This window comes from Streptomyces sp., from assembly GCF_050698815.1.
Lineage (GTDB): Bacteria > Actinomycetota > Actinomycetes > Streptomycetales > Streptomycetaceae > Streptomyces.
In genome coordinates this window covers 1-16,110 of the sequence record NZ_JBOHCV010000360.1, presented here as the reverse complement: position 1 = coordinate 16,110, position 16,110 = coordinate 1, and the positions used below count along the sequence as shown (strand labels likewise).

Annotated in this window: 14 protein-coding genes and 1 pseudogene; 2 read left to right on the top strand and 13 right to left on the bottom strand. The window is 69.0% G+C overall.

Annotated elements, in window-relative coordinates:
* Window positions 1-8: 8 nt before the first annotated feature.
* The 5 genes from ACRDP3_RS13185 to boxC form a co-directional block, all read right to left on the bottom strand.
* A complete protein-coding gene (locus ACRDP3_RS13185; RefSeq protein WP_431517096.1) occupies window positions 9-875 on the bottom strand; it encodes an amidohydrolase family protein in 867 nt (288 codons plus the stop codon).
* A 9-nt stretch (window positions 876-884) separates the two neighbouring features.
* On the bottom strand, window positions 885-1,223 hold the full coding sequence (gene fdxA, locus ACRDP3_RS13180; protein WP_431517095.1) for a ferredoxin: 339 nt from the start codon (window positions 1,221-1,223) through the stop codon (window positions 885-887).
* Window positions 1,224-1,240: 17 nt separating this feature from the next.
* Complete coding sequence (locus tag ACRDP3_RS13175) at window positions 1,241-2,287, bottom strand: NAD(P)/FAD-dependent oxidoreductase (RefSeq protein ID WP_431517094.1); 1,047 nt, start codon at window positions 2,285-2,287, stop codon at window positions 1,241-1,243.
* A 26-nt stretch (window positions 2,288-2,313) separates the two neighbouring features.
* Window positions 2,314-4,029, bottom strand: a complete 1,716-nt coding sequence (locus ACRDP3_RS13170) for a benzoate-CoA ligase family protein (protein ID WP_431517098.1) — start codon at window positions 4,027-4,029, stop codon at window positions 2,314-2,316.
* A gap of 62 nt (window positions 4,030-4,091) precedes the next feature.
* Complete coding sequence (gene boxC, locus ACRDP3_RS13165) at window positions 4,092-5,843, bottom strand: 2,3-epoxybenzoyl-CoA dihydrolase (RefSeq protein ID WP_431517093.1); 1,752 nt, start codon at window positions 5,841-5,843, stop codon at window positions 4,092-4,094.
* 242 nt (window positions 5,844-6,085) lie between these two features.
* Here boxC and ACRDP3_RS13160 point away from each other — a divergent pair, with 242 nt between their 5' ends.
* Window positions 6,086-6,877 (top strand): PaaX family transcriptional regulator, encoded by a 792-nt coding sequence (locus ACRDP3_RS13160; RefSeq protein ID WP_431517092.1) that lies wholly within the window; start codon window positions 6,086-6,088, stop codon window positions 6,875-6,877.
* 131 nt (window positions 6,878-7,008) lie between these two features.
* On the opposite strand, the gene boxB is transcribed toward ACRDP3_RS13160, so the two are convergent.
* From boxB to glnA, 8 genes and pseudogenes are all read right to left on the bottom strand, one after another.
* Window positions 7,009-8,487: a benzoyl-CoA 2,3-epoxidase subunit BoxB gene (boxB, locus tag ACRDP3_RS13155; RefSeq protein WP_431517091.1), complete on the bottom strand. Its 1,479-nt coding sequence runs from the start codon at window positions 8,485-8,487 to the stop codon at window positions 7,009-7,011.
* Between the two features lie 82 nt (window positions 8,488-8,569).
* A complete protein-coding gene (gene paaZ, locus ACRDP3_RS13150) occupies window positions 8,570-10,129 on the bottom strand; it encodes a phenylacetic acid degradation bifunctional protein PaaZ (protein ID WP_431517090.1) in 1,560 nt (519 codons plus the stop codon).
* Between the two features lie 23 nt (window positions 10,130-10,152).
* Window positions 10,153-11,028, bottom strand: coding sequence for a 3-hydroxyacyl-CoA dehydrogenase family protein (locus tag ACRDP3_RS13145; RefSeq protein ID WP_431517089.1), 876 nt, complete (start codon window positions 11,026-11,028; stop codon window positions 10,153-10,155).
* A gap of 154 nt (window positions 11,029-11,182) precedes the next feature.
* Window positions 11,183-11,554 carry a hypothetical protein gene (locus tag ACRDP3_RS13140; RefSeq protein ID WP_431517088.1) on the bottom strand — a complete coding sequence of 124 codons (372 nt, stop codon included), beginning with the start codon at window positions 11,552-11,554 and terminating at the stop codon, window positions 11,183-11,185.
* Window positions 11,555-11,772: 218 nt separating this feature from the next.
* Window positions 11,773-12,177 (bottom strand): CBS domain-containing protein, encoded by a 405-nt coding sequence (locus ACRDP3_RS13135; RefSeq protein ID WP_431517087.1) that lies wholly within the window; start codon window positions 12,175-12,177, stop codon window positions 11,773-11,775.
* Window positions 12,178-12,619: 442 nt separating this feature from the next.
* Window positions 12,620-12,796, bottom strand: a pseudogene (locus ACRDP3_RS13130) (DUF6879 family protein); the annotation flags it as partial.
* Window positions 12,797-12,898: 102 nt separating this feature from the next.
* Window positions 12,899-13,705, bottom strand: coding sequence for an alpha/beta hydrolase family protein (locus ACRDP3_RS13125; RefSeq protein ID WP_431517086.1), 807 nt, complete (start codon window positions 13,703-13,705; stop codon window positions 12,899-12,901).
* A 283-nt stretch (window positions 13,706-13,988) separates the two neighbouring features.
* Window positions 13,989-15,404: a type I glutamate--ammonia ligase gene (gene glnA, locus ACRDP3_RS13120; protein WP_431517085.1), complete on the bottom strand. Its 1,416-nt coding sequence runs from the start codon at window positions 15,402-15,404 to the stop codon at window positions 13,989-13,991.
* A gap of 211 nt (window positions 15,405-15,615) precedes the next feature.
* Here glnA and ACRDP3_RS13115 point away from each other — a divergent pair, with 211 nt between their 5' ends.
* Window positions 15,616-16,086 (top strand): RDD family protein, encoded by a 471-nt coding sequence (locus tag ACRDP3_RS13115; RefSeq protein ID WP_431517097.1) that lies wholly within the window; start codon window positions 15,616-15,618, stop codon window positions 16,084-16,086.
* Window positions 16,087-16,110: the final 24 nt, after the last annotated feature.

The window sequence follows — 16,110 nt, the reverse complement described above, 5'->3', positions numbered from 1 at the left end:
TGGGGTGTTCACTCCTTCTCGCGCTCGAGGCCGTGGTAGACGCGCAGGGCGTTCTCGCCGAGCACCATCGGCACGGTGTCGTCGGACAATCCCAGTCCGGCGACCGCCCGGGCGTTGACGGCGGTGCCGGGCACACCGGGCCAGTCGGTGCCGAAGATCCACTTGCGGGCGAGCCTGTTGATGTCGTGCCGTGCGTAGTACGTCGTCAGGCGTTTGGGAGGCAGTCCGGACAGCTCGATCCACACGTTGTCGTGGGAGAGCGCGAGGAACGCCGCGGCGTCGTACCACCAGCCCCGGCCCCCGTGCGCGAGGACGACGGTGAGGTCGGGGAAGTGCCTGAGCACCGGGTAGAGCTGCGTCGGATCCGCGTGCTCGTTCATCGAGCCCGGGAAGGACGAGGTCCCGCAGTGGGTCACCAGCGGGACCTTCCGTTCGACGAGCAGCGAGTACGCCGGGAAGAGGGCGGGGTCGTCCAGGCGGAATCCACCGTGCACCGGGTGCAGCTTGAGTGCGGCCGCTCCGAGATCGAGCTGGCGCCGCAGCTCCCGCTCGATCGGGAAGTGCAGATGCGGGTTGACGTTGGCCACCGGGCGGAAACGCCACGGGTTGTGCTCGACGATCGGCAGCAAATCGTCGAACCGCTGGTAGCCCGTGGCCTTCGGGCTGTATTCGCAGAACAGCAGCGCCACGTCCACGCCTTCGGCGGCGAAGAGGTCGTCCAGCTTCGCCGCGTCCGGGTTGCCGTCGGCGTCCCATGCGAGTCCGAGCACGCCGTCGGGCCCGAAATCGCGTGCCCACTGCGACCAGGCAGGGGCGATGGACGACAGAAGCGGAACGTGCACATGTGCGTCGACCAGCGGGTGACCGTCCAGCATGGTGAACTCCTAGTTGCCCGGGTGCCTGGAGACCAGCGGGGTGTCGACGCCGATGTCGCCGGTGAGCCGTGAGCCGCCGGGCGTGCCGATCGGTTCCTCCCGGCCGGGAAGTATCTCCGTGAAGAACGCCTTGTTGTCCTCGATGAACTCCTGCTGGTCCTCGGGGACCCGGCGGTCCTGGGAGATGGCTTCGACGGGGCAGACGGGTTCGCAGGCACCGCAGTCGATGCACTCCTTGCCGTTGATGTACAACTTGCGCTCGCCGACGTAGATGCAGTCGACGGGGCATTCCTCGACGCAGGACTGGTCGGTGATGTCGATGCAGTCCGACGCGATCACGTAGGGCACGGTACTTCTCCTCGTACTCAGGCCGCGGCCGCGGCCACTGCGACGGGCGCCTCGTCGGTGCTGTGACCGGGGAACAGCGACGCCTCGGGGTCGAGGTGCACGGCGGCGTTGTTGACCGCGGTGGCGACCTCGCCGAAGCCGACCGCGATCAGCCTGACCTTTCCGGGGTACTCCGAGATGTCACCTGCGGCGTAGACACCGGGCACGTCCGTGGCCATTCTCGAATCCACCACGAGATGGCGGTTGTCGTGCAGGTCGAAGCCCCAGTCACGCATCGGCCCCAGGTCGGCCAGGAAGCCCAGCGCGGCCACCACCCGTTGCGCGGGCAGCACGACGGGATCCTGGTTCTTGCGGGTGACCTCGACCCGCTCCAGCGTTTCATCGCCCTCGATCCCGGTCACCTGCGCATCGGTCACGACCGTGGCGCCGCACGACCGAACGGCGTCGACCGTGGCGGCATGGGCCCGGAAGGCCGTCCGCCGGTGTACGAGCGTGACCGACCTGGCCACCGGCTTCAGCGCGAGCACCCAGTCACACGCGCTGTCGCCACCACCGACCACGACGACGTCGGTGCCGGTGAAATCGGCGAGCGAGGGCACGAAGTACGACAGCCCGCGTCCCAGGAACTCCTCACCGGCCGGCAACGGCCGGGGGGTGAAGGTGCCGATCCCGCCGGTGACCACCACCGCACCGCAGTCGATCAACGTGCCGTTGGAGGTCGTCAGCCGGAAACGGTCCGGGCCGTCCTCGACCGGAGCGCGTTCCAGCGACCGGGCCTGCTGGCCGAGGAGGTACAACGGCCCGTACCGGCCCGCCTGTTCGACGAGGTTGTCGACGAGTTCCCGCCCCCGGACGCTCGGGAAGCCGGCGATGTCGTAGATGGGCTTCTCCGGATACAGCGCCGTCACCTGGCCACCGGGCTCGGGCAGTGAGTCCACCAGCGCGACGCGCAGCCCGCGGACGCCGGCGTAGTAGGCGCCGTAGAGGCCGACCGGTCCCGCTCCTACCAGCACCAGGTCCACCTCGTGGCGTTCGACGGGCTGGGACTGCTCCCCCTTGGTCATCTGCTCCTCCTGCATGGTGCCCGCGCTCAGCGGGTGCCGCGGGGCTCGGCAGCCGTCCGCGCAGGACGTGCCGACGAGTCGTCGGACGGATCGGATGCGCCGCTGGATTCGGCGGCGAGCGTGCGGATCTTGAAGCGCTGGAGCTTGCCGGTCGCCGTACGCGGCAGTGCGTTCACGCACACCACACGGCGGGGCGCCTTGAAGTGGGCCAGGCCGTCCCGGCAGAAGCCGATCAGCTCCTCCGGCGTGGCGGTGGCACTCTCCCTGAGCACCACGTAGCCCACCGGTTTGTCCAGGCCCTGGCTGTCCGGAACGCCCACCACGGCGGCCTCGAGCACGTCCTCGTGCTCGATCAGGCGGCTCTCGACCTCTGCCGGCGACACCCAGATACCGCCCGCCTTCAGCATGTCGTTGGACCGTCCCAGGCACGTGTAGCGGCCCTCTTCGTCCTGCACGTAGGTATCGCCGGTGGCCAGCCAGTCGCCCTGGAAGACGTGACGGCTGGTCTCGGTGCGGCACCAGTAGCCCGTCGCGATCGACTCACCCTTGACGAACAGCGAGCCCGGCTCGCCCGGCGGACGTACGGCGCCCTGCTCGTCCCGGATCTGCACCTCGTACCCGGGCACCGGGAACCCGCTCGTCCCTGGACCGATGTCATCAGGCCGGTTCGACAGGAAGATGTGCAGTGCCTCGGTCGAGCCCAGGCCGTCGATGATCTCGACTCCGAAGTGGTCCTGCCAGCGCTGAAGCAGCGGCGCGGGCAGAGCCTCACCGGCCGAGACGCCCAGCCGCACCGATGACATCAGGTCGGCGGGCGGATCCGCGGCCAGCATCCCGGCGTAGAAGGTCGGCACGCCGAAGAACAGCGTGGGCCGGTCGGCGCGCACCCGCTCGGCGATCACCTCCGGCGTGGGACGGCGGGGTTCCAGAATCGTGGTGGCGCCGGCGGAGAGAGGAAAGAACGCCGAATTACCGATCCCGTAGGCGAAGAAGAGCTTCGCCACCGACAGGCACCGGTCATCGGGATGGATCCCCAGTACCTGCTCGCCGTAGGTCTCGCACACGTGCCGGATGTTGGCGTGCCGGTGCATGGCCGCCTTCGGCATACCGGTCGTACCGGAGGTGTAGAGCCACAACGCCGGCGTGTCCTCGCTGGTGGCAGCGATCTCGCTGGTGGCAGCGATCTCGCTGGTCGCAGCGATCTCGCCGGTGGCGGCGACCTGGCCGGGTCCTTGCGTACGTGCCGCGGCGCTCGCCGCGACGCCGCCGACGGCCTCGGCCCACGAGAGCCGCACCACCCGCTCCGGCACCTCGGGTTCGGCATCCCCCACCACGACCAGATGACTCACGTCGGGTGACGCCCGGAGAGCCTCGCCGCAGGCTTCGGCGAACTCCGACGTGCACACGAGTACACGGGCGCCGCAGTCGGCGAGGATCGCACCGAGTTCCCTGCCGGTCAGCATCGTGCTCACGGGTACGGCGACCAGTCCCGCACGGAACGCGGCCAGGATGGTGGTGAGCAATTCCGGGCTGTCGGACATGCAGCACATCACGCGCTCGTCGCGGTGCATGCCCAGACGCCTCAGCGCCCCTGCTGCACGGGCGACGTCGTCGGACAGCTGCGCGTAGCTGATGTCGCCTTCCGCGTGACGCACGGCGGGATGGTGGCCGCGACCGCTGTCGACGTGCCGGTCGACGAGGTACGTAGCGGCGTTGAAAGACCGTGATGAGCCTGACGACATGGACATGATCTCTTCGCTTCCTTCCTCAGCCTTCCTCGGCCTTCCTCGGCAGCAGCCGCCCGTCAGACCCGCTTGACGTCGAAGTCGGCGCGCTTCCCGGTGCCGTAGCGGCGCAGCGCGCCCTCCGGGCCTGAGGCATTGGGACGGTTGAAGATCCAGTTCTGCCAGGCGGTCAGCCGGCCGAAGATCTTGGTCTCCATCGACTCGGGCCCCACGAAGCGGTGATTGGCCTCCATGCCGGTCAACGCGTCCGGGGAGAGCGACGCACGCTCCTCCAGCACGATGCGCAGCTCGTCCTCGTAGTCGATGTCGTCCAGTGCCATGGTGACGAGCCCGAGCTCGGCGGCCTCGTCGGCCGCGAGCCGGTCACCGGTGCGGGCCAGGACCGCCTCCAGCTCCTCGTCGGCCGCGTAGAACCGTGACTGAAGCCTGGTCAGGCCGTTGCCCATCGGGTAGGCGCCCTGGTTCGCCGTGCCGATGCCGACGACAATGCCCGCCGGATCGGCGTCGGGGTCGACGTCCTCGAACACCCCGGCCAGCATGTACTGCCGGTCGCAGGCCAGCGCGAGCTCCAGCAGCGTCCCGGCGAAGCAGCTGCCCGGCTCGATCAGCGCGACCAGGCTGCGGCTGGTGACGTCCAGGCGCTTGAAGGTGCGCTTGAGGTAGTGCCGGACCTCGTTGACGAACCAGTCGCCGGCGAGCGCGTCGAGCTGGGCGTCATGGGCCAGCACGGCGTCGGCGTCACCCGTGGTGCGGAACACCCAGGTGCCGAGTTCGAGTTCGTTGGTGCGCAGCCGCAGGATCAGGTCGTCGAGCTCACGGGCGAGCGCGAGCGGCCAGTAGTCCACACCCTGCTCGCGTACGCCCGTCGCGTCCGCGGGCGGAGCCTCGGCGGGCGCCTCGACAGTGATCTCGACGCGGCGCTGGTCGCGCGACAGGTGCGCCTTGACGTGCGGGTAGGTGATCGAGTCGCCGGTCTCGACGCGGTCCAGCGGAGTCAGCGCGACGCCCTCACCACCCGTACGGTGCGATCCCTTCGCGGCTTCCTCGGCCCGCGAGCGCACCTCGTCGTCGAACCGGCCGCGGGAGACGGCGGCGTCGACCAGCCGCCACTCGACCGCGGTCCGGCCCTTGATGCCCTCGCTCTTGGTGGCGAAGATGTCGGCCCGGTCCTTGCGGACGTGCCGCTTGTCCACCACCCGGGTCAGACCACCGGTGCCGGGCAGCACGCCCAGCAACGGCACCTCGGGAAGCGCCACCGCCGACGAGCCGTCGTCGACGAGGACGATCTGGTCGCAGGCCAGGGCGAGTTCGTAGCCGCCGCCGGCAGAGGTGCCGTTGACCGCGGCGATGTAGGTCTGCCCGGAATGCTGCGTCGCGTCCTCGAACCCGTTGCGGGTCTCGTTGGTGAACTTGCAGAAGTTCACCTTCCAGGCGTGGGTGGACTGGGCGAGCATCTTGATGTTCGCCCCCGCGCAGAACATCCGCTCCAGCCCGCCGGTGAGCACCACGGACTTGACCTGGGGGTGCTCGAAACGCAGCCGCTGGACGGCGTCGTAGAGCTCGATGTCGACCCCGAGGTCGTAGGAGTTGCTCTTGAGTTCGTAGCCCGGGGCGATCCCACCCTCCTGGTCGACCAGCAGGGTCAGTGTCGCGATCTCACCGTCGACGCCGAGCTTCCAGTGACGGTAGACGTCGGGCGAGGTGTCGAACGAGACCGTGGGTACGTCCCCGGGGGCAGTAGCCGCCTCGGGGTTGCCCGCACCGGTGTCCGTGCCGGTCGGCTGGGTGCTGGTTTCGACCGCGGCGGTCATCTCACTCCTCCAAGCGATCGGTGCCGTCTTGAGCCTCTGACTCTACATTCTCATGGTTGTGCGTCAATGCTTCGTAGCATGTTGTTGTCGGAGCAAAGGCCCGAGTCGTCGCCGCTCCGGGCTAGAATTTCGGGTCCCTGACTCTTCCGAAAGGACTCAACGCTGTGGCCGCTGCCGGTACGACTGTAGAAGGCGCATCGCGCCCACGGCGGTCCTGGCCAGGCTCGCCCAGCGCGCGCTCCTTGCTGCTGACCGTGCTCGGCGAGTTCGTTCTGCCGAGCCGGGAACCGGTCTGGACCGGCGCCCTGCTCGGGGCACTGGATGCCCTCGGCTTCGAGGAGAAGGCGGCACGGCAGGCACTGGCACGGTCGTCCACCCAAGGTCTGCTCGTGGCCGACCGGGTCGGCCGCCGTACCCGCTGGAGCCTGACACCGAACGGAGAACAGCTCCTCGAGGAAGGCACCGAGCGGATCTACACCTTCATGCGGCACAGGCACCGCTGGGACGGCCGCTGGCTCGTGCTCGCGGTCACGGTGCCCGAATCCCAGCGACAGCTGCGGCACCAGCTGCGCACCCGGCTGACCTGGGCTGGTATGGGATCGCCCGCACCCGGCCTGTGGGTGGTGCCCGACGCCGGACGTACGGACGAGGTCCAGGCCATCGTGCGGGAGCTCGGCATCGAGCACAGCACCATGTCGTGGACGGGGCCGTCGGCCGGCATCGGTGACCCGGAGGACGTCGTGGCTGCCGCGTGGCCGCTCGACAAGATCGAGACGGCCTATGGCGACTTCGTCAGACAGTTCGGCGATCTGCACGTGAGTGACCAGCAGGAGGCGTTCGTGGCCCAGGTGAACCTGGTGCATGCCTGGCGGCGCTTTCCCGCCCTGGATCCGGCGCTGCCCGCGGAACTCCTCGACCACGACTGGCCCGGCCCGGACGCCGCCGCGGTCTTCCACCGCTGCCACGAACGCTGGCACCGCCGGGCACAGGCGTACTGGCAGCGCATGTGCACCGGTGCCGACGACCGGTCGTGACGCCGCGGGTCCGAACGCCGCGCTCCTGAAAGGTGCCGTCCTGAAGCCCCGCGGACATCAAAGCTGACCTCAAAAGAGGTGGCGCCCGACCCGCCGGCGGATCGGGCGCCGTGTCACAGTGAGTCGGCGGCTCAGTTGTCTTCCTGCCAGAAGTGCACGTAGTCGAACTCCACGCCCATCTTGTTGATGCCCTGGGCGGGCGGTGCGATCCAGCCCGCGAACTTGCCCGGCTCGTACTCGGGCTTCATCAGTGACCGCACATCGGCCTGGTCCTGCTCCGACGGGAGCCACTCCGGGGCCTTCCCGTCCCACTGCTCCCGGGTGAGCACCTCGCCCTCGGGGCTCACGTGCGCCTCGGCGTACACACCGACCTGGCGGTTGAAACCCTCGTGCGGCAGCGTCAGCCGGTGTGGCAGCCCGGCATCCTCCAGCGCCTGGTTCCAGCGGCGGATACCGTTCTCGCAGTCGGCGACGTACTCGTCACGCAGGTCCAGGTTCAGCGCGTTCAGCAATGGGACGGTCTCGGTGACCAGTTCGCCGTTCTCGACCTTGGTCATCTCCCGTGTCTGCCCCTGCAGGACATGGTCGTCCTTGCGCCGCCGCTCCTGCCAGCGGCCCTTCAGCCCAGCGGTGTAGTAGGCGGCCGCGTTCGAGGACAGTTCGGAACCGAACAGGTCCATGGACACCGAGTACTGCTGGTTCAGGTACTTCTGAATGGTGTCGAAGGGGATCCCGCCGTGCGGCAGGATGTCGTCGGTGCCGTGCTCCTTCATCAGTTCCGCGGTCCGCTCGACCACCCGCTGGATGCCGGTGGTGCCCACGAACATGTGGTGGGCCTCTTCCTTCAGCATGAACTCGCAGGTGCGTGCCAGCGGGTCGAAGCCGCTCTCCTTCAGCGTGCCCAGCTGGTACTTCCCGTCGCGGTCGGTGAAGTAGGTGAACATGAAGAAGTTCAGCCAGTCGGTCGTGTCCTCGTTGAAGGCGCCGAGGATGCGCGGATTGTCGTAGTCGCCGCTGTTGCGGCGGAGCAGCTCCTCCGCCTCCTCGCGTCCCTCACGTCCGAAGTACGCCTGCAGCAGGTAGACCATCGCCCACAGGTGACGGCCCTCCTCCACGTTGATCTGGAAGAGGTTCCGCATGTCGTACAGGCTGGGCGCGGTGGCTCCGAGCCGGCGCTGCTGCTCCACGCTGGCCGGCTCGGTGTCGCCCTGTACGACGATCAGCCGCTGCAGCTCCGCGCGGTACTCGCCGGGGACCTCGTTCCACGCCTTCTCGCCCTTGTGCTGACCGAAGCTGATCTCACGGTCCGGCTCGGTCTCGGCGAGGAAGACACCCCAGCGGTACTCCTCCATCGGCACGAAGTCGTAGACGGCCCACCCGTCGCGGTCGATGGCGACCGCGGTCCGCAGGTAGACCTCCTTGGTCGGCACCTGAGGGCCGAGGCTCTTCCACCAGTCGATGAACTTCGGCTGCCAACGCTCGAGTGCCCTTTGGAGCTTGCGGTCGCCGGCCAGATCGACGTTGTTGGGAATCCGCTCGCTGTAGTCGATCCTGCTCACCGGGCCGGTGGGCTCGGGTGCGGCTCCCAGGCGGTCATCCATGGTCGTCATCCGCTCTTGCCCTTCTCTCCGGGTTCAACCGTTAGTCCACGATGGAGCATCGTCACGTCATTCGAATGTAGCATGTTGCCCCCTACGGCACAGGCCCCGTCAGAGCGTCGAGAACGCGAGGACCTGCCTGCACGGCCGTGCGCTGCAGGTGATGGGTGACCGCACGCAGGCCGCCTTCCTCCTCACCCCCGCCCGCCCGGCCCGGCCCGCCGTGCACCAGCTGCGGCATCGGCGTGCCGTGTCCCGTGCTCTCCCCGGCGTCGTCGCGGTCGAGCACGAGGACCCGTCCGTGATGCGCGGCGGTGCCGAGCACGACCTCGCGTACGACATCGGCGTCGTACGAGACCACCGAAGCGACGAGCGAACCCTCGCCGCGGGCGAGCAGCTCCACCGCATGCGCGGGGTCGCGGTAGCCCATGAGCGTGCTCACCGGGCCGAAGGCCTCGACGGCATGTGGTTCGGCCCGAGCCGGGTCGTCGCAGCGCAGGAGCGTCGGGGCCATGAACGCACCCGTCATGGCATCGGCGCCGACCACATCGGGGGGCGGTCCACCACCGACGACCACCGTGGCGGCCTTCTTCAGCCGGTCCACGGCCGCGAGTACATCGCCACGCTGGGCCGGGCCGACCAGTGCACCCATGGTGACGCCTTCGGCGCCCGGTGCGCCGACGACGACCTTCGCCAAGCGGTCGGACACCGCTTCGGACACCTGGTCCAGCAGTACTTCCGGCACCAGTGCGCGCCGGATCGCCGTACACCGCTGCCCCGCCTTGCAGGTCATCTCGTGCACGAGTGCGTCGGCGAAGAGCTCGAACTCGGGGGTGCCGGGCACCGCGTCCGGGCCGAGCACCGAGCCGTTGAGCGAGTCGGCCTCGGCGTTGAAACGCACCGAGCGCGCGGTCACCGCCTCGTGCCCGCGCAGCTTGGCGGCCGTATCGGCCGAGCCGGTGAACGACAACAGGTCCTGCCCGCCGAGGTGGTCGAGCAGGTCACCGAGCCCACCGCACACCAGTTGCAGCGCTCCGTCGGGGAGCAGGCCGGACTCGGCGAGGATACGGACGGCGTGCTGGGTGACGTACGCGGTCTGGGTGGCCGGCTTCACGATGCTCGGCACGCCGGCGATCAGCGCGGGCGCCAGCTTCTCCAGCATCCCCCAGACGGGGAAGTTGAACGCGTTGATCTCCACCGCCACACCGCGCCGCGGCGTCAGGAGATGACGGCCGGCGAACGTGCCGCCCCTGCCCAGCAGTTCGGCGTCGCCCTCGGCGAGCACGTTGCCGTCCGGCAACTGCTTGGCGCCCATGCTCGCGAAGGCCAATGCCGTGCCGATGCCACCGTCGACGTCGACCGAGGCGTCCGCGGCGGTGGCGCCCGTACGCGCGGACAGCTCGATCAGCTCCTGGCGCCGCTCCTTCAGTGCGAGCGCGAGCTGCTTGACCAGTCCGGCCCGTTCGGCGAATCCGCCGCGCCTGAGCCCCGGCCCGCCGACCTCACGGGCGTACGCGACGGTCGCCGCGGTGTCGAGGCCGTCGCTCGAAACCGTGACCACCGGCTCACCGGTGACGGCGTCGGCCACCTGGACTCCATAACCGTCGGCGGCCCACCACTCGCCGCGGGTCCAGCTCTCCAGCGTTCGTGCCACGAACCGCTCCTTCGTCGGTGTTGTCACCAGGTGTAGAAGCCCTGACCGGACTTGCGGCCCAGTTCGCCGCGTTCGACCATCTCCGTCAGCAGCGCCGGCGGACGGAACCGCTCGCCCAGCTGTTCGTGCAGGTAGCGCGCGATGCCCAGGCGTACGTCGAGCCCGACGAGGTCGGTCAGCTTCAGCGGGCCGACCGGATGGCCGTAGCCCAGCGACATCGCCGCATCGATGTCCTCGGCCGTCGCGACGCCGTCCTCGAGCATCCGGATCGCCTCCAGCCCGATGGCCACACCGAGCCTGCTGCTGGCGAAACCCGGGGCGTCCCGCACGACGACCGGGGTCTTGCCCAGCGCGTGGACCCAGCCACGGGCCTGTTCGGCCAGGGCCGGATCCGTTACCGGGCCGACGACCACCTCGACCAACTTGCTGGCGGGCACCGGATTGAAGAAGTGCAGACCGAGGAGCCTCTCCGGGCGCCGGAGATCCTCGCCGATGCCGCCGATCGACATGCTGCTCGTATTACTGGCCAGCACCGCCTGGGGCGCGGCGTCCTCGACGGCGCGCAGCGTCTCGACCTTCAGCGGCTGGTTCTCGGGCACGGCCTCCACGACCAGCCCCGCGCCGGCCAGTTCGGCAGCTCGGGTGCCGACGCGGAGCCGTTGCCCGCAGGCGGCGGACGCTTCGGGGTCGACCACGCCGCGCCGTACGGACTCGTCGAGCGCACGCAGGATCGCCGTACGTGCTGCCGCGGCGGCTCCGTCGTCCTGCTCGAGCACGGTGACGCTGCTCCCCGCAAGCAGCAGCGCGTGCGCGATGCCCGATCCCATCCGCCCGCCGCCGACCACACCGCAGGCAGCCGGGAGCGGTGTCGCCCGGTCCTTGCGCAGGGAGTCCGTCATCCCGAGACCCTCGCTTCTCTCATGTCCTCGACCATGAGAGAACACGCTACATATTCTCGTCGCTTCGCGTAAAGAACGTGGCATTAATCGCTGCCCGCGGCCACGCCGTAGCGGGGAGCCCCTTCGCCGGTGCGGCGGCGCCGCACTGCGTACGTCAGAGAATGACGATGCGGATCACGGCGGCGACGAAGGTCGCGAGGAGGGTCGCCATCTGCTTGCCGGTCAGCTCCTCCATCGGCTGTCCTGCGTGCTTCAGCGCCAATTGCCGGCGCAGCCACCCGGCGAAGACGAGCCGCAGGATCGCCAGGGGCAGGGCGCCCAGGATGAACAGCTGCAGCGCTTGCTGTGCCCCGTCGCCGGATCCGCGCAGGGCCGTGTAGAGCGCCGTGGCGAGCACGACGGACGCCGCCGCGATCAGCTTGTCCCTGGTCTTCGTGGCCAGGGACTGCACTGCGAACGCGAGGGCTAGGGCCGACACGATCGCGGCGATCCACCAGTGCGTGAGCGAGAAGTGTGCGGTGAACATGACGTCCCTACGAGTCGAGGATGTCGCTCAGGCCGCTGACCACGCCGCCCACGACTTCGGACACCTTCGCTCCGGCCTCGGTCACGCCGCCGAACTTTTTCAGGATCCTGCCCGGCGGGGGCCTTCGCGGTGGACGCCTCGTTCTTCGCGGCCGCCGCGGACGCGGCCGCCTTCTGGGGCCGGCTCAGCCGGCCCGCGGTTACGGTCCCTCTGGCCACTCACTCCAGGTCGAACTCCACGTCGACGACGCCTTCGACCGAACGGATAAGACGGGCGGCGACAGGCATGTACGAGGAATCGTGAAGCTCCCCGCGCAGCGTGGCCACCCCCTTTTCGACGTCGACTCGCAGCGACGGGGCAGCACCCGGGAGCAGCCCGATGATCTCGTGCCGGATCTCCTCGGCGATGTCCTCGTCGGACCGCAGGAACACCTTCAGCAGGTCGCCACGGCTGACGATGCCGGCCAGCCTGCCCTCGCCGTCCACCACCGGCAGGCGCTTCACCCGCTTCCGCGCCATGATGCGGGCGGCCTCCGTGAGCTGCGCGTCCTGATGTACGGCGACGGCCGGGGTACTCATCAGATCGCCAGCCGTCAGTGCCCCCGACTTCAGCAACTGCTGCATGCGCTCCCGGGGCCGGCAGCCGAAGGTGCGGTGCTCCTCTGCCCCGAGCCTCCTCGCAGGCCGTTCCACCTGCGGCGGAGGCGGCAGCTCCTCCTCCCTGGCCGACGTGTTGAGTGGGCCGCTGCTGAAGAGCCGGTCGGGGGAGGTACGGACTTCGTGTGCGAAGCGGCCCTTCGGAGTCGGCCGTGCAGACGGCCGTGGCACGGGCTGAAGGTCCGGCACGGTCCCAGGCCGGCCGGTCAGCCGAGGGGCGGCGCAGCCACAGCATTGCGGGACGATCCTCGGTGTCCTGGCGTGGTGCCAGCCGCACCGGCAGGCCAGTTGACTGCATGTGAGTCCGGCGTCCAGCCGGATCTCCTTGAGCCGCTCAGCAACGCTTTCCCGCGCCGCCTGCGCGGATGAGGATGGGCAGTTGGGCATCGGCCGGCCTGTCCGGGTCGCGCTAGTTGATCTCGTAGTTCTCGCGGGAGACTGCCAGCGCCCACACTGCTTCGAACGCGGTCGCACACAGCTTCGCCGCTGCGGGGTCGGCGCTGATCTCGCCGCCGCCCGAGGCGCCCTCGCCGGTGAAGTGGTTCCACCTCACCCTCTGGCCGTCGATGAGCCAGAAATCGCTTCCGCGGCATCGCGACCAGATACGACAAGACCGCCCGCTCCCTACGAAGCGGCGGTCACTCTCGCCTCGCTCCTGCTCTGGGCAAGATCACGTTGAAGGCGGACCCTAGCTGCCCGAGCTCTCCATCGTCCGAGATGCCGCTTCTTGGAGCCTTGGCTCGTCGAGGTACTGGTCGGCCCAGGCGCTGATGATGTGAGCGGCCCGCTGCGCCTGCCCTCGCGCGGTCAACAGATGGTCCGCTCCTTCGAGCGAGATGAAGCTTCGCGGGTGCCGTGCCTCCTGGAAGATCTCCCCGGCATTGGCGATGTCGACGGTGGAGTCGGTGGGCGAATGCGCCACGAGCAGTGGAAGGTTCACCTCGCCGATCCGGTCGCGCAGGTGAGCCCGGCGGACATCCTCGACGAAGGCGCGCTTGAGAACCAGGGTCCTCCCGCCGACGAACCACTCGTGCGCCCCTTCGCTGAGGACGCGATCCAGGACCGAGTCGTACTGCCGCTCGACGTGGCTGGGATCGACGGGCGCCGCGATCGTGGCCAGCGCGCGGAGGCCGACCGTCTCGCGCGCAGCGGCGATCGCGGCGGCGCCTCCCCACGAGTGCCCCACCAGCAAATCCACCGGAGTCCCTCGCTCCGCCATGAAGGCCGCGGCACGGACAGTGTCCTGCACTTTGACGGTGAAGGAACCGTCCCCCCAGTCGCCCTCGGAGTCTCCGATCCCGAGATTGTCGAAGCGCAGCATGCCGATCCCCTCGCGTGCCAGCTGCTTGCTGACGCGCGAGGCGGCCGGCGAGTCCTTGCCGAGGGTGAATCCGTGCACGAAGAGCCCCCAGCCTCGGATCTCGCCCTCGGGCAAGTCGATCACCCCGGCCAGTTCAGGGCCGACGACGCTCGGGAATCTCACTTTTTCATTCACGTGTGGTGCTCACCTAGGCAGGGACTGATCGTGGGACAGGGAGACGAGAGCGACAGTAGCCGGTGTCACCGCGAGACGACGAGCGGTGGAGCGGTGCCACGCGCTGCTCGCCGCTCTCGACGCGTCAGACGCACTCCGGGTACGGGGCCCAACGGACAACACAGTGAGGGCTGCCTCCCCGTTCCGGGAGGCAGCCCTCGCTGTCAGTCCTGAGGCCACGTCAGGCAACGCGTCGACCGGTGCACATCCGGTGCACAAAGCCGAGGTCGCCCAACCCCGCGATTTAGATGTCGAAGTACAGCTCGAACTCGTGCGGGTGCGGACGCAGCTGCATCGGGGCGATCTCGTTCTCGCGCTTGTAGTCGACCCAGGTCTCGATCAGGTCGGACGTGAAGACGCCGCCCGCCTGCAGGTACTCGTTGTCCGCCTCCAGGGCATCGAGGACCGCGGGGAGGGAGGTGGGGACCTGCGCGACGCCCGCGTGCTCCTCGGGGGCGAGCTCGTAGAGGTCCTTGTCGATCGGCTCGGCCGGCTCGATCTTGTTCTTGACGCCGTCCAGACCCGCCATCATCAGGGCGGAGAAGGCCAGGTACGGGTTCGAGGACGGGTCCGGGGCGCGGAACTCGACGCGCTTGGCCTTGGGGTTGGAGCCCGTGATCGGGATCCGCATCGCGGCGGAGCGGTTGCGCTGGGAGTAGACCAGGTTGACCGGGGCCTCGAAGCCGGGCACCAGGCGGTGGTAGGAGTTCACCGTCGGGTTGGTGAAGGCCAGCAGCGACGGGGCGTGCTTGAGGATGCCGCCGATGTAGTAGCGGGCGGTGTCGGAGAGGCCGGCGTAACCCTGCTCGTCGTAGAAGAGCGGCGAACCGTTGCTCCACAGCGACTGGTGTACGTGCATGCCGGAGCCGTTGTCACCGAAGATCGGCTTGGGCATGAAGGTCGCGGTCTTGCCGTTGCGCCAAGCGGTGTTCTTCACGATGTACTTGAAGAGCATCAGGTCGTCGGCGGCGGCGAGCAGCGTGTTGAACTTGTAGTTGATCTCCGCCTGGCCCGCGGTGCCCACCTCGTGGTGCTGGCGCTCGACCTGGAGGCCGGCCTTGCCCAGTTCCAGGGTGATCTCGGCGCGCAGGTCGGCGAAGTGGTCGCCGGGCGGGGCCGGGAAGTAGCCGCCCTTGTAGCGGACCTTGTAGCCGCGGTTGCCGCCGTCCTCGATGGCGCCGGTGTTCCAGGCGCCGGCCTCGGAGTCGAGGTGGTAGTAGGCGCCGTTGGCCTTGGTCTCGAAGCGGGCCTCGTCGAAGACGTAGAACTCGGCCTCGGGGCCGAAGTAGGCGGTGTCGGCGATGCCGGAGGAGGCGAGGTAGGCCTCGGCCTTCTTCGCCACGTTCCGCGGGTCACGGCTGTACTGCTCGCCGGTGATCGGGTCGTGGATGAAGAAGTTGACGTTGAGGTGCTTCTCGGTGCGGAAGGGGTCCAGCCGGGCCGTGGAAAGGTCGGGGACGAGCGCCATGTCCGACTCGTGGATGGCCTGGAAGCCGCGGATCGAGGACCCGTCGAACATCAGGCTCTCGGTCGGGTCGAAGGTCTCGGCCGGGACCGTGAAGTGCTGCATGATGCCGGGCAGGTCACAGAATCGGACGTCGATGAACTTCACATCGTTGTCCGAAATGTACTTCTTGGCCTCGTCGGCGTTCTGGAACATCCCAACTCCTCCTAGTCCCGCCGCGGAGGGACGGGGTTTGCTGCGGGGCGCGGGCCAGTGCGGTGGCATGCGCGCTTCCCGACCATAGGCAGATGCCATTTCTCAAGCGTGACCCGTTTGTTTCACCTATGTTAACCAGCGGAACAGTCCTTGCCTCCGGGCGTGCGGACCAGGTCATTCATTCGCGCGATACCGTTGCGGCGTGGACAACGTGGACAGCAGGAAAGCGATCGGATCGTGGCTCTCCGGCCCCCGGGCCACCGCCGAGAACCTCGGCGCCGACTTCGGCCACCGCGGTGAACGGCTCGGTCTGCCCGAATCCGGCCCCGGTTCCGTCGCGCCGCTGGGGCGCCGCTTCGGCGCCCTGTTCATCGACTGGGCGATCGCCGCGCTCATCGGCTACGCGCTGCTCGCCGGGGGCGACCCCGGCGCCGCCAACAACTGGGCGCTGTCCGTCTTCCTCGTCATGAGCTTCCTGACCGTCGGCACGGTCGGCAGCACCCCGGGCAAGCTGCTGCTGCGGCTGCGGGTGGTGTCCGTGGAGGGCCGGGGGAGGCTGACGCTGTGGCGGGTGGCCGTGCGTACGGTCCTGCTCGGGCTCGCCGTACCCGCGCTGATCTGGGACCGGGACGGCCGCGGGCTGCACGACCGGCTCTCGGGCGCCGTGCAGGTACGGATCTAGCGGACGGATCGAGCAGTACGGACG